At 37.3% G+C, this 12,580-nt stretch carries 18 protein-coding genes and 1 pseudogene; 16 read left to right on the top strand and 3 right to left on the bottom strand.

What is annotated here, in order from left to right; translation table 11 throughout:
- Window positions 1–3 precede the first annotated feature (3 nt).
- The 14 genes from psmA (at window position 4) to MRT15_RS00730 (ending at window position 9,174) form a co-directional block, all read left to right on the top strand.
- A complete protein-coding gene (gene psmA, locus MRT15_RS00795) occupies window positions 4–720 on the top strand; it encodes an archaeal proteasome endopeptidase complex subunit alpha (protein ID WP_304326993.1) in 717 nt (238 codons plus the stop codon).
- A gap of 104 nt (window positions 721–824) precedes the next feature.
- Window positions 825–1,520: a ribosome assembly factor SBDS gene (locus tag MRT15_RS00790; protein ID WP_304326991.1), complete on the top strand. Its 696-nt coding sequence runs from the start codon at window positions 825–827 to the stop codon at window positions 1,518–1,520.
- Window positions 1,521–1,531: 11 nt separating this feature from the next.
- Window positions 1,532–2,230: an exosome complex RNA-binding protein Rrp4 gene (gene rrp4, locus MRT15_RS00785; RefSeq protein ID WP_304326989.1), complete on the top strand. Its 699-nt coding sequence runs from the start codon at window positions 1,532–1,534 to the stop codon at window positions 2,228–2,230.
- Between the two features lie 69 nt (window positions 2,231–2,299).
- A complete protein-coding gene (gene rrp41 / locus MRT15_RS00780) occupies window positions 2,300–3,037 on the top strand; it encodes an exosome complex exonuclease Rrp41 (protein ID WP_304326987.1) in 738 nt (245 codons plus the stop codon).
- Between the two features lie 17 nt (window positions 3,038–3,054).
- The gene (gene rrp42, locus MRT15_RS00775; protein WP_304326985.1) at window positions 3,055–3,867 is read left to right on the top strand and encodes an exosome complex protein Rrp42; all 813 of its coding nucleotides are present in this window, start codon (window positions 3,055–3,057) and stop codon (window positions 3,865–3,867) included.
- Window position 3,868: 1 nt separating this feature from the next.
- Complete coding sequence (locus MRT15_RS00770) at window positions 3,869–4,102, top strand: 50S ribosomal protein L37ae (protein WP_304326983.1); 234 nt, start codon at window positions 3,869–3,871, stop codon at window positions 4,100–4,102.
- Between the two features lies 1 nt (window position 4,103).
- The gene (locus tag MRT15_RS00765) at window positions 4,104–4,664 is read left to right on the top strand and encodes a Brix domain-containing protein (RefSeq protein ID WP_304326981.1); all 561 of its coding nucleotides are present in this window, start codon (window positions 4,104–4,106) and stop codon (window positions 4,662–4,664) included.
- Window positions 4,665–4,700: 36 nt separating this feature from the next.
- On the top strand, window positions 4,701–4,946 hold the full coding sequence (locus MRT15_RS00760; RefSeq protein ID WP_304326979.1) for a KEOPS complex subunit Pcc1: 246 nt from the start codon (window positions 4,701–4,703) through the stop codon (window positions 4,944–4,946).
- A gap of 56 nt (window positions 4,947–5,002) precedes the next feature.
- Complete coding sequence (locus MRT15_RS00755) at window positions 5,003–5,365, top strand: prefoldin subunit beta (RefSeq protein WP_304326978.1); 363 nt, start codon at window positions 5,003–5,005, stop codon at window positions 5,363–5,365.
- A gap of 23 nt (window positions 5,366–5,388) precedes the next feature.
- Complete coding sequence (locus tag MRT15_RS00750) at window positions 5,389–5,673, top strand: DUF3194 domain-containing protein (RefSeq protein WP_304326976.1); 285 nt, start codon at window positions 5,389–5,391, stop codon at window positions 5,671–5,673.
- Window positions 5,666–6,661 carry a bifunctional oligoribonuclease/PAP phosphatase NrnA gene (locus MRT15_RS00745; protein WP_304326974.1) on the top strand — a complete coding sequence of 332 codons (996 nt, stop codon included), beginning with the start codon at window positions 5,666–5,668 and terminating at the stop codon, window positions 6,659–6,661. Before MRT15_RS00750 ends, MRT15_RS00745 begins: the two co-directional genes overlap by 8 nt.
- A gap of 78 nt (window positions 6,662–6,739) precedes the next feature.
- A complete protein-coding gene (locus MRT15_RS00740) occupies window positions 6,740–7,594 on the top strand; it encodes an energy-coupling factor ABC transporter ATP-binding protein (protein WP_304326972.1) in 855 nt (284 codons plus the stop codon).
- Window positions 7,591–8,403 (top strand): energy-coupling factor ABC transporter ATP-binding protein, encoded by an 813-nt coding sequence (locus tag MRT15_RS00735; protein WP_304326970.1) that lies wholly within the window; start codon window positions 7,591–7,593, stop codon window positions 8,401–8,403. Before MRT15_RS00740 ends, MRT15_RS00735 begins: the two co-directional genes overlap by 4 nt.
- Window positions 8,404–8,409: 6 nt before the next feature.
- Complete coding sequence (locus MRT15_RS00730; protein ID WP_304326968.1) at window positions 8,410–9,174, top strand: energy-coupling factor transporter transmembrane protein EcfT; 765 nt, start codon at window positions 8,410–8,412, stop codon at window positions 9,172–9,174.
- On the opposite strand, the gene MRT15_RS00725 is transcribed toward MRT15_RS00730, so the two are convergent.
- The 3 genes from MRT15_RS00725 to MRT15_RS00715 are packed head-to-tail and all read right to left on the bottom strand — an operon-like array spanning window position 9,151 to window position 11,588.
- On the bottom strand, window positions 9,151–9,681 hold the full coding sequence (locus MRT15_RS00725) for a 2-oxoacid:acceptor oxidoreductase family protein (protein ID WP_304326966.1): 531 nt from the start codon (window positions 9,679–9,681) through the stop codon (window positions 9,151–9,153). The two genes, MRT15_RS00730 and MRT15_RS00725, sit on opposite strands and share 24 nt — an antisense overlap.
- Window positions 9,682–9,690: 9 nt before the next feature.
- Window positions 9,691–10,461 carry a thiamine pyrophosphate-dependent enzyme gene (locus MRT15_RS00720; RefSeq protein ID WP_304326963.1) on the bottom strand — a complete coding sequence of 257 codons (771 nt, stop codon included), beginning with the start codon at window positions 10,459–10,461 and terminating at the stop codon, window positions 9,691–9,693.
- Entirely contained in the window at window positions 10,458–11,588 is a 1,131-nt protein-coding gene (locus MRT15_RS00715; RefSeq protein WP_304326961.1) for a 2-oxoacid:acceptor oxidoreductase subunit alpha, read from the bottom strand. Before MRT15_RS00715 ends, MRT15_RS00720 begins: the two co-directional genes overlap by 4 nt.
- Before the next feature lie 69 nt (window positions 11,589–11,657).
- Between MRT15_RS00715 and MRT15_RS00710 the strand changes: the two genes are divergently transcribed.
- Both MRT15_RS00710 and MRT15_RS00705 read left to right on the top strand, forming a co-directional pair.
- Complete coding sequence (locus MRT15_RS00710; RefSeq protein WP_304326959.1) at window positions 11,658–12,371, top strand: ERCC4 domain-containing protein; 714 nt, start codon at window positions 11,658–11,660, stop codon at window positions 12,369–12,371.
- A 24-nt stretch (window positions 12,372–12,395) separates the two neighbouring features.
- Window positions 12,396–12,580 (top strand): annotated as a pseudogene (locus MRT15_RS00705) (6-phospho-3-hexuloisomerase); the annotation flags it as partial.

The following is a 12,580-nucleotide window of genomic DNA, read 5'->3' as shown; positions in this document are numbered from 1 at the left end:
ACATTGTTCACACCGCCTGGAATGGGTTATGATAGGGCGATAACTGTTTTCTCACCTGATGGGAGATTGTTTCAAGTTGAATATGCTATGGAAGCTGTTAGGCGTGGGTTTACTGCATTAGGTATTAGATGTGTTGAGGGTGTTGTCCTAGTTGCTGAGAGGAGGAAGATCCTACCATTAATAGACTACTCCTCCCTTGAGAAAATATTCAAGATTGATGAACATATTGGTATAACCTATGCAGGCTTCCCCTTTGATGCTAGAATACTAATAGACTATGCACGTCAAGAAGCTCAGATAAATAGAATTTTATACGATGAACCTATAGACGTTGAAGTTTTAACTAAGAGGATTAGCGACGTGATGCAACTATATACTCAACGTGGCGGTGTAAGACCTTTTGGAGTAGCTTTCCTGGTGGCTGGAGTTGATGATAATGGTCCAAGATTATTAATGACGGAACCTAGTGGAGCATATGCACTATATTTTGCTAGGGCAATAGGGTCCGGCAGTCAACAAGTCACTGAATTCCTTGAAAAGAATTATAAATTTGAAATATCTTTAAATGAAGCCCTTAAAATGGCAGTTGCAGCAATAAAGCCGGTGGTTGAAGGTCCAATAGATCCAGATAAAATTGAAATAGGTGTTGTCTCAGTAAAGGATCGAATATTTAGGAAGCTATCTAGGGAGGAAGTGGCTTCATTAATTAGTGGAATTTAACAAATAACATCAATTTCTTAATTTGAAAGTTTAAACTTAATTATATTTATGTAATTAATAATATTTAATAGATTGAATATATCTTCATAAAAGTGGTGCTATGAATGAGTTCAAAAAAGGATTATGTAGTGGCTAGATATATTTCTAAAGGTGAACGGTTCGAAATACTTGTGAATCCAAATTTGGCATGGGCCTTTAAACAGGGAGAAAATGTTGATTTAAATGAGATCTTGGTTGGTGAGATAATATATAAAGATGCAAATAAAGGTTTGAAGGCTTCTGAAGAAAGTTTAATTAAAGTTTTTGGTACCACTGACATATATAAAATTGCGCCAATTATTTTAAAGAATGGTACACTGCAGTTAACTGCTGAGCAGAGGAAGGAAATGATAGAAAACAAGAAGAGGCAAATCATAAATTTCATATCTAGGTGTTGTGTTGACCCTAGAACCAATCTACCTCATCCGCCTAAGAGGATAGAATTAGCTATGGAGGAAGTTGGGGTGCAAATAGATCCATTTAAGGATGCGGAGGAACAGAGCTTAAGTGTCATTAAAAGTTTGAGAAATGTTCTACCGCTGAAGATCGCTAATGTTACATTGAATGTTAAGGTAGGTGCTGAGTATGCCGGTAAAGCTTATGGTGTTCTTTCAAGTTTTGGTGTAATAAAACGTTCTGAGTGGCAGTCTGATGGCTCTTTAATTTGTGAAATTGAAATGCCTGCTGGACTTCAACCATCATTTATAGAAAAAATGAATAAACTCTGTAAGGGGAATGTGGAGATAAATGTGGTCCGTTAGGGTGATGTATTGTGGGTGAAAAAACTAGATCCAGAAGTATAGTTTTCCCCGGAGATCTTGTTGCTGAGGGATCTTTTAAGGCGGGCGCATATACGTATACTGAAGGTAATAAGATTTTCTCATCAGTTTTTGGGCTCTGTGAAATTAGAAACAAAGTTGTGAACATAATTCCATTACAGGGATTCTACATTCCAAGGGTTGGGGATTCTGTTATAGGGGTTATAATTGATAATTCGCCTACAAGTTGGCAAGTGGATATAAACTCCCCATATATTGCAGTTCTACAATTTTCCGATGCACTATCTAAACCTATTGACGTTGCAAGAGAAGATATTAGAAAATACCTTAAGTCTGGTGATGTCATATTTGCTGAAGTTATAGCATTTGATAAACTTAGGAATCCTTTGTTATCAATAAAGGGGAGAGGTCTTGGTAAATTGGAGCATGGTACACTTATAACATTTTCACCTGTTAAGGTGCCTAGACTTATTGGTAGGCGTGGGTCTATGATAAATATGATTAAGAAAGAGCTTAATTGTAAGATTATAATGGGTAGGAATGGTAGGATTTGGGTGTCCTCCACAGATCCTCAAGTAGTTAATTTAGTGCGAAAGATAATTTCTCTTGTGGAAGAAGAATCGCATTTACCTGGTCTTACAGATAAAGTCAAGTCTTTGATTGTTAAAGAGCGTGAGAAAATTGGTGGATGAACGCTTAACTTATATTCTTGTAATCTCTATTTCTTGTAGTCAATTTATTGTATTGGGGAGTGCCGTATCATGAGTGGGAAGAGGAGACTTATTGATGAAAATGGATTGAGGGTTGATGGTAGGCGATGGAATGAGCTTAGACCATTAAAAATTGAGGTGGGAGTTCTTTCAAATGTTGATGGTTCTGCGCGTATAATTCAAGGTAAGACACATATATTGGTTGGAGTGTATGGCCCTAGGGAGAGCTTTGCCAAACATGTAAGTTTGCCCGATAAATCTGTTGTTAGGTGCAGATATAGGATGGCGCCCTTTTCTGTTGAGGAACGTAAATCCCCCGCACCTTCTAGGCGTGAGATAGAGTTATCTAAAGTTATTCGGGAAGCTTTGGAGCCTGCAATTTTTGTTGAGGAATTTCCAAGGACAACTATAGATATATTCATTGAAGTTTTAGAAGCTGATGGTGGCACTAGGTGTGCAAGTATAACCGCTGCTTCTGTAGCTCTTGCCGATGCCGGTATTCCCATGAGGGATCTGGTTGCTGCATGTGCTGTTGGTAAAGCTGATGGTAAGCTCATAGTAGATTTATCCGATGTGGAAGATAAGTATGGTGAAGCCGACGTCCCATTTGCTATAATGCCAAATAAGAATATCATTACATTACTTCAAATGGATGGAATACTTACCTCGGATGAATTTAACACTTTACTACAACTTGCTATGAAAAGCTGTAAGTATATTCATGAAGTTCAGAGAAAAGCTTTAAAGGATGGATTTGGAGAAATTAAAAACCTCGTATTGGAGGAATGAGTGTAATGATGGTTTCCTTGCCAATAAATAAAGATTTAATATTGGGTTCTCTATCCAAGGGGATTAGAAGCGATGGTCGTAGATTAGATGAATATCGACCAATAAAATTCGAGTTTAACGTTATAAGTAAAGCTAATGGTTCTGCTAGCGTAAGGATTGGAGACACGTATGTTTTGGTGGGAATAAAAGCTGAAATTGGTAAACCATTTCCAGATACCCCTAATGAAGGTGTTCTAATAGTGAATTCAGAGTTTGTTCCGCTGGCTTCTCCACAATTTGAAGCAGGACCTCCCGATGAAAATTCCATAGAATTGGCGAGGGTTATAGATAGGGGTTTAAGGCATGGTGGTGCTGTAGACTTTAAAGATCTATGTATAATACCAAATGAGAAGGTTTGGATATTGTGGGTTGACATCTATGTTCTTGATCATGGCGGAGACCTTTTTGATGCTACAGCTTTGGCTTCTCTAGCTGCTTTGATGGTTACAAAGATACCAGTAGTTACGGTTGAAGGTTCGCAGGTAGTTGTGCATGATGAGAGGAGATCATTGAAAATAGCTGATTACCCAGTATCAGTGACTATAAATAAGATTGGAAATTATCTATTGTTAGACCCTACATTGGAGGAGCTTGAGTTTGTCGAGGCGAGGTTAACTGTGTTCACTAATTCTAAGGGGGAGATATGTGCAGTTCAGAAGGGGCTTCCCGGAGCTTTCACATATGATGAGATTTTGAAATCCATTGAGTTAGCGAAATCTAAAGGGCAGGAATTAAGGTCAATTTTATTAGAATCCTTCAACAATTGGGAGAAGAGTATGAGGGGTGCTTGAGATGGGGTCTAAAAGTAAAGTGGGTCCTGCGGGGAGATTTGGTGCACGTTATGGAGCTTCACTTAGGGCGAGGGTAAGGAACATTGAAATTTTGATGCATGCTCCTCACAAATGTCCAAGATGCCAATCTAAGGGGAAATTGAAGCGTTTAAGTGTTGGTATATGGATGTGCAAAAAGTGTGGATATAAGTTTGCTGGAGGGGCTTATGTTCCCTCATCTGCGATGCTGAGATGAAATGAGGAATTACCTAAATCCTATACGTTTTTTAATAACAATGTCTAGGCGTGATAGTCCCCGTACTAGAAGTTTTTGTAAGGATCTATCCTATGCATTGCCTTCCGCTATTAAAGTTAATCGTGGTAAAAAATCCATCAATGATGTGCACATGTTAGCTCTTCAAAGCAAATGTGATAGAGTCATAATTGTTAACACATTTATGGGGAACCCTGGACTATTAACATTTTACTCTGTTGGAAGGGAACGTCTTAACCCACTGAATCCTCGATTGAGGCTTTTAGGAGTTAAACTTACCTTTGAAATTAAGAATGCTAAGAGGGTTAGAGTTGATGATATCATTGTACGTTGCTCAAATGATAATGCTTTAGGAGCCGCGAATCATTTGTCTAGTTTATTTAATTGTAGACTTTACTTATCTAAAGGAAATGATTATGAGAAATTATCCGAGGATTTCTCCATAATGAATGTTGAGTACTTAGAAAAGGACATTTTCATGATTCATTTTACAACGGTGTCTGGATATATCATTGGGCCGGTCATGAAGGTTAAATTTATTTAAAAATCTCTTGTTAAAAACATTTATTGGATTGAATTTATGTTTGAAGTTGAGTTAACGTTAGATTTCAAAGATCCAATAATTTCAAAAATAATTTTCGACTCCCTATACCCTGAAATCGCTAATCCTCCATCGCGTAGAGTTACGTCGTTAATAAAGCATGATCCTCCAAAAATCCTTCTATATTTATCTTCTGATAACCCATCCCTGTTGAGGGCTGCATTAAACTCATTTCTTAGGTTAATCATATTGTTGGAGGAAATATTTAAAAGTTTGAAGGATTAAGCTTAATCGTAAATGTTTTATTTCACTTTCCATTAATCTTTAGGGGGTTGATTTTTTTGGATGAAAAGTTACCACCTGATGTTGAGGAGAAAGTTGCAAGATTGCAGGATCTTCAAGAACAATTAAGATTAATTTTAGTTAGGAAGCAACAACTACAGCTTCAATTAGCCGAGTCCCAGAATGCTTTAGAGGCTGTTGAAAAGCTTTCCGATGATTGTGAAGTTTATAAGGCAGCTGGATATGTAATGTTTAAATCAAGTAAAGCAAAAGTTTTAGAAGAGTTAAGAGATAAGAGGGATACTTTGGAATTAAGAATAAAAACTCTTGAAAAGCAAGAAGCTTTGCTCCGTAAACAATTTGAAGAGTTGCGGAGAGAAGTAAGCAATCTACTTTCAACAATTCAACGTTCAGGGGCATAAAATAATTTGACCAATGATAGCTGATGGCTAACAGTACCTTTACTGATAAATCCATAGAAGAACTTTGTGTTTTAGCTGAAAATATTATACGGTCATATATACTTTCAAAATTTTCAATTAACGATATTCTGGATTTAAATGTGAGTGTGGATGTCCGTCTTTTAGATGATGGGCAGTTAACATTTGATGTTGATGTCGAGTTGACCTTACACCCAAAATTTTCTAGGAGCGATGTGGAAGTAGTTATAAATGAGGCTGTCGAAAGATGTTTTAAAGAATTAGATAAGAGGATGGGTAGTGTTGAGTGAATGTAGAAAGTTTATTGAAGTATTAAATTCCTTCTCGCCGAAGAAGGTGGCTTTACTTTGTCATCGTAATGCTGATCCAGACTCCTTTGGGAGCGCATATGCCCTAAGAGAGCTTTTAATGAAGTTGTATGCTAATATGGAAGTTTTTATTGTATCACCTGAAGGATTGAACTCATCATCGAAGAGGTTATTGAACCATATAGATAATGTAAATGTCTTGGAAACCATTGAGGGTAGTGTTGATGTTTTAATTATGGTGGATGCTATATCCTTTACTCAGCTTGGTTCTTTAGGTGATTTTGTAAAGGGGTCTAGTATTCCACTTTTGATTATTGATCATCATGAGCCATTGAAGGAAACTATTGATCGCGCCTTGTACATAGCTTCAAATACTAATGCGTCTTCCACAGCTGAAATAGTCGCCAATTTCTTCAAAGAGTTACATTTGAATATGAGTAGGAGCAGTGCATTAGCACTACTTACAGCAATAATATCTGATTCAAAGAGATTTCTAATAGCTTCCATTGAAACATTTAGAAGCGTCTGTTTCCTCATGGAGAATGGAGGCGATTATAGTTTAGCTTTATCAATAATCTCAGAGCCTATGGATATCTCTGAAAGAATAGCTAGACTTAAGGGGGCGCAGAGATTAAAATTATTTAGGTTTGGGAAGTGGTTGATAGTTTTTTCAAATGTAAGTTCCTTTGAAGCTTCCCTTGCAAGAGCGTTGATTGATCTTGGAGGGGATTTAGCCGTAGTGGTCGGAGGTGAAGGTGATGATGTACGTGTTAGTGCAAGGTCTACGGAAGCCTTCTATAGGGAGACTGGCTTTCATTTGGGGAGAGATCTTATGATTCCTTTAGGAGAATTTATAGGTGGCACTGGGGGTGGACATTCTACAGCTGCAGGTGCCAATGGATGTAGGAATAGGGATGGTATTGAAAATTTCTGTATAAAAATAATTTCGAGTAAAATTGCAAGGGGATGAAAGCTAATTTTTATTATTAAGCAGTTAAAGATATTACGCAATTATCTTGCACATTAATTGGGCGTATGAGGGAGGTTTATGGCGATCGTTGAAGTTAAAGGTCTCTCATACAAGTATCCTGGTTCATTAAAATATGCAATTAAAGATATTTCTTTAAGTATAGATGAAGGCGAATTTGTTGTTATAACAGGTCCTAGTGGTTGTGGTAAGACAACTTTATGTAGATGTTTTAATGGTTTAATCCCACACTTCTATGGTGGTGAATTTATTGGTGATGTTATAGTTAATGGGTTATCCGTCAAAAATACCCCCACAACTATCTTATCAAAATATGTTGGTATGGTTTTTCAAGATCCTGAATCACAACTTTTTTCATTAAATGTGGAGCGTGAAGTAGCTTTTGGACTTGAAAATTTAGGTTTAAATAGGGAAGAAATTAGGTCAAGGGTTAATGAGGTTCTGGAATTGATGGGGATTTCCCATCTCCGCAATCGGGCACCCTTTGAGCTTTCTGGTGGTGAACAGCAGAAGGTTGCTTTAGCAGCTTGTTTAGCTATGAGACCAAAAATTCTAGTCTTAGATGAACCGACATCGCATTTAGATCCTGCAAGTGCTTACTCATTACTCACCTTGCTTAGTGATCTCAGGCGTAGATTGAAGTTAACCGTGATCATCGTTGAACATAGATTAGAAGCTTTAGTTGCCGTATGTAATAGGCTTATAATAATGAATGAGGGTAAAATAATCTTTAATGGGGATCCTAGAACTGTTTTTTCAAATGAAAATATAGGTTCTATTAAAAGTATTGGTGTGGGTATACCTAAGGTAGTTGAATTGTATCATCACCTTTTAAATAGTGGGGTTGTATTAAGAGATATTCCTCTATCCCCAAAAATGTTTAAGGAATATTTCTTGGAGGTTGTTAAGAAATGATTGAGGTACATGACTTATGGTTTTATTATGATGATAATCCAGTTTTAAAGGGAGTATCCCTTGAAATAAATCCTGGTGAAATTGTTGCAATAATGGGTGAGAATGGTGCTGGAAAGACTACTCTAATTAAGCATTTCAATGGATTGTTAAAGCCCAAACGTGGATATGTAAAAGTATTTGGGGTTGATACCAGATACGCCACTGTTGCCCAACTTTCACGACGGGTTGGTTTAGTATTTCAAAATCCTGATCATCAGTTATTCGCAGAAACTGTGGAGGAAGAGGTTTCATTTGCATTGAAGAATTTTGGTTTTCCAAAGGAAGTTATTAGTGAGAGGGTTGAGAAGGTACTAAAATTATTGGATTTATATGATTTGAGAGATCGCTCCCCCTTTACTTTAAGTGGGGGTGAGCGTAGGCGCGTTACTATTGCATCAGTATTATGCTATGACCCTGATATAATAGTTTTTGATGAACCAACCGTGGGTCAAGATTATATGCAGAAGGAGAAGCTTGCACAACTTATAAAATTACTTCATACACAATTGAAAACTGTGGTGGTGGTTACCCATGATATTGAATTTGTGGCTGAAAATTTCCCGAGAGTCATACTTCTCTCTTCTGGTAGGGTAATTGCTGATGGTAGTACACGTAAAATATTGACTGATGAAGATTTGATGAAAAAGGCAAACCTTGTTTTGCCTCAAGTAACTCAGATAGCTTATTCCCTTCATGAATTCGGAATACCTAAAGATCTTTTGTTAGTTCAAGAAGTTCGTGACTCTATACTAAAAGTTCTTTGTAGGTGAAAGGGTATGATGACTCTTAAAGCTTTTGAATTCAAACGTGGTGATACCATAATTCATAGATTAGATCCCCGCGTTAAATTCCTGCTCTCCATATCCTACTTGATATTATCCTTCATATACAACAATTTCGTGATACTTTTAATACTGTTTTTGACATCAATTCCACTCTTCTATTTAGCCAAATCCCTTATAGATTATCTAAGAAGCTTGAGGGGGGCCCTATTATTCATAATACTGGTTTTTGCATTGAACTATTTTGTATCTGGCCTTTATTTGGCTTTAACCATTACTTTAAGGTTAATTTTGTTAATGTCCTCATTTTCAATATTCTTCATGACCACATATCCAGAAGACTTTGCTCTTATGCTTGTGAATATTGGTGTACCCTATGATTTTGCACTTACATTAACTATGTCAATAAGGTTTGTTCCAACATTAGCTAGGGAAGCTCAAATCATAATTGATGCTCAAAGATCTAGAGGGCTTGAGCTTGAAAAGGGGAACTTCATAGTGAAATTGAAGAATTATATTCCCATACTAGTTCCATTAATTGTAAGTGCATTAAGGAGATCTATGAGTGTTGCGGAAGCTATGGAATCGAGGGCTTTTGGTGCTTCTCCAAAGAGGAGTAGTTTAATTGAGTTGTCTTTTAAAAGGAGGGATTACATAGCTTTGTTCATCATAGTTTCATTTACCGTATTCATGCTACTTCTAAAGTTTTACTTCCATATTGAAGATTATTTAAACTTATACTCCCTCTTCATGGGCTAGTTTAGCTCCCTCATCTATGGCTGCTAGATTTGCTTCCACCATTCTTGTAACTCTACTTTTCACAGCTTTCTTTAATGATTCTGTACTTACAATCTTCGTTTTTCCAGCTAAGTATCCCAATATGATCATGTTTGCAGCTAATCTTCCAAACTTTTCCTCAGCGATTTTTGTTGCCCTAACTTTGAATACTTTCTGGGTTAAATTTTCTGGGATTTTAACTAGGTCTTCATCAATTATTATTATGCCATCCCTTTTTACAAATTTGGCGTTTGCGTTGAATGCTTGTTGGCTCATTGCGATGAGTATGTCGCATTCATCGATTACTGGGAAGCTTATTTTCCTATCGGATATTATAACATCACTTACAGTTGTAGTTCCCCTGGCTTCTGCTCCGTAGCTTCCCATTTCCGAGGAATATTTACCTTCGATCATTGCTGCGGTGCCTAGTATTTCGCCTGCCAATAGTATTCCTTGTCCGCCAAATCCGCAAATCCTTATTTTGATCATAAGTTCACCTCACTCTATTTGATTTACATATTCTCCAACAATTATCTTTCCCTCAAGTTCCTCTTCCTTCATATCCTTTGCCTTAGATATTGGTATTGAATTCTCTTTAAACCATTTTAGCATTTCGAATGGTTTTCTGAATCCCACATTCTTCCCATAGTTTGTTGGGCATTGACTTATAACCTCTATAAATGAGAATTTATCCACATTAATTATCTTCTTTATCGAGTTTTTTAATGGTATCATGTGGTATGTTGTCCATTTAGCGACATAGGGGACTTTCATGGCTGCCATTATTTTAGCTACATCCAATGGTTTTTCTAGGTTTCCATATGGTGTTGTGGTTGTTTTTACGCCTTTAGGTGTTGTTGGGGATACCTGCCCTCCGGTCATTCCATATATCATATTGTTTACCATTATTACTTTTATTCCAAGCTCTCTTCTAGCTGCGTGTATTAGGTGGCTTAATCCTATCCCCGCTAGGTCTCCATCTCCACTTATAACGAACACGTTGAGTTCCGGTCTCATTAACTTTATTCCTGTAGCTACTGGGATTGCTCTTCCATGTAGTGTATGTATGGTGTCTGCTTTGAAGTGTGGTGAGGGGATCCATGCTCCGCAGCCTATTCCACTGCAGAATACGAAGTTTCTAAGATCTTCATATCCAAGTTCAGTCAATGCTTTGAATAGTGCATTTATTATCATTCCATTTCCGCATCCTGGGCAGAATGGTGTTGGCAATACTTCTTCTCTTAAATACTTTATAGCGTAGTGCTTCATTTTTGTAACCTCCTTATGACTTCAATTATCTCATGTGGTTTTATCAATTCCCCTCCCCCTACCTTCGTTAAAGATATTATTTTCGTCTTATCATAGGCTGCCCTCTCCACTTCTCTTACCAGTTGACCTAAACTTAATTCTGGCACTATTATGACATCAACTTTACTTGATAATTCTTCAACAGCCCAGTCTGGGAATGGCCATAGCGTTTTTAACCTTAAATGAGAAATTTTCAAACCTTCTTCACTTAAAATTTCGATGGCTCCGTAAGCTGATCTTGATGAGCAACCATATGATACTATCCCTATCTTGGAGCCATCATGAATATCTAATTCATATTCACATATCCTTTTAGCATTCCCCTCTATCTTATAATATAACCTTGTGATAAGTTTTCTATGCACAATTGGATCTGATGTTGCTCTGTATCCCCACTCATTATGCGTTGATCCAGTTACGAGAACATTTAACCCTATACCAAGCTTCGGCATTGGAGGCGCTTTTAATGGATCTTTGGAGTCGAAGAAAGGCTCAGAATTATCTAAGGCTATTCTTCTTTCCTTCACCTCCACTTTTTCCGGGACTTCTACTGGTTCAAACATGTGTGCAGTTAATTCATCTGCGAGAAGTATTACTGGAGTTCTATACTCCTCAGCATGATTAAATGCTTTTATCGTTAAATCAAACATTTCTTGAACTGAATTGGGGGCTAAAACTATTGCACTATAATCTCCATGAGTCCCCCATCTTGATTGATAAAAGTTTCCTTGAGCGCCTTTACTGGCTTGTCCAGTGGCTGGTCCAACTCGTTGTACAACAACTATCACGCATGGTGTTTCAGTCATGAATGCATATCCAATCCCTTCTTGCATTAAGCTGAATCCTGGACCGCTGGTTGCTGTCATGGCTTTTGCTCCAGCCCAACTTGCCCCTATCACAGCATTTATTGAAGCTATTTCATCTTCCATTTGTATGAATCTACCTCCAACGGATGGTAGTAATTCGGATAGTCTTTCACCTATTTCTGATGCTGGCGTTATTGGGTAGGCTGCGAAAAATCTGCATCCAGCAATTATTGCAGCTTCTGCGCAAGCAATATTACCTTGAATGAAATATTTTTCACCCATTTTGAGCATTATTTATTACCAGAATGGCATATTAACTTGTTTTCACTTAAAAATTTTGGTGAATACCTTTTGTCCGTTTTAAGGATATTGGTTGATGAGCGGGAGAGGGGTTCAAAGGTTCCCTCATACTTAAGTGAGATGGGTTTATACGTTTTATATCGCCAATTACCCGTCGGTGATTATATAATTTCAAGCGATTGTGCTGTAGAGAGGAAGAATATTAAGGATTTTGTTAATAGCGTTGTTGAAGGTAGGATTTTTGATCAGGCACGTAGACTTTCTCAATCTTATTACAAGTCTGCAATAATCGTTGAGGGTGACGTGGATTATGCATACACCACTCTTAAGGCTGGAGCTAAGGCCTTTCACGGCACCATTTCAACGATATGGCTTAATTTGGGTGTTTCCTTCTTTTTCACAAAGGATGAGTATGATACTGCAGAACTTTTGTTTTCCATGGTAAAACATGAGCAAGGTGAGTTTAAGAAATCAATTATAGTTAAAGGTAAGTCTAGAGCATCCAGTTTAAGTGAAAAGCAATTATTGGTTGTTAGCAGTTTTCCCGGCATTGGACATAAACTGGCTATTAGGCTTTTAAATACATTTGGATCAATAAAGAATATCGTTTTGGCATCGGCTGTCGAGCTTTCTACGGTGAAGGGTTTGAGTAGGAGCAAAGCTGAGAAGCTGGTGGATTTCTTTAATGCAAAGTTTGAAGGTTTAAGGGAGCCATCAAAGCAAAACACTTTAAGTTTGGATAAATGGAAAGATTTTAAGGGTTGAAGATGTTAGTTTATTAGGGATTTAATGCCTCTCGAAGCTATGAAGGAGTTTCTAAATGTTATTGTCACTTTTATAAGTAAGCTTGGTTCCGTTATAGATGAAGCTCAAGTTGAAAAGTTAATAAATATTTTGATATATGCTCAAGCAGCCAAACATTCAATTTTCGTTATAGGTGCAGGTAGATCTGGACTTGTGGCAAGAGCCTTCGC

Origin of the sequence: Candidatus Culexarchaeum yellowstonense (genome assembly GCF_024707025.1) — an archaeon.
Taxonomy (GTDB): Archaea; Thermoproteota; Methanomethylicia; order Culexarchaeales; family Culexarchaeaceae; genus Culexarchaeum.
The sequence above is the reverse complement of the archived record's forward strand: the minus strand, read 5'-3'. Positions and strand labels throughout refer to the sequence as shown.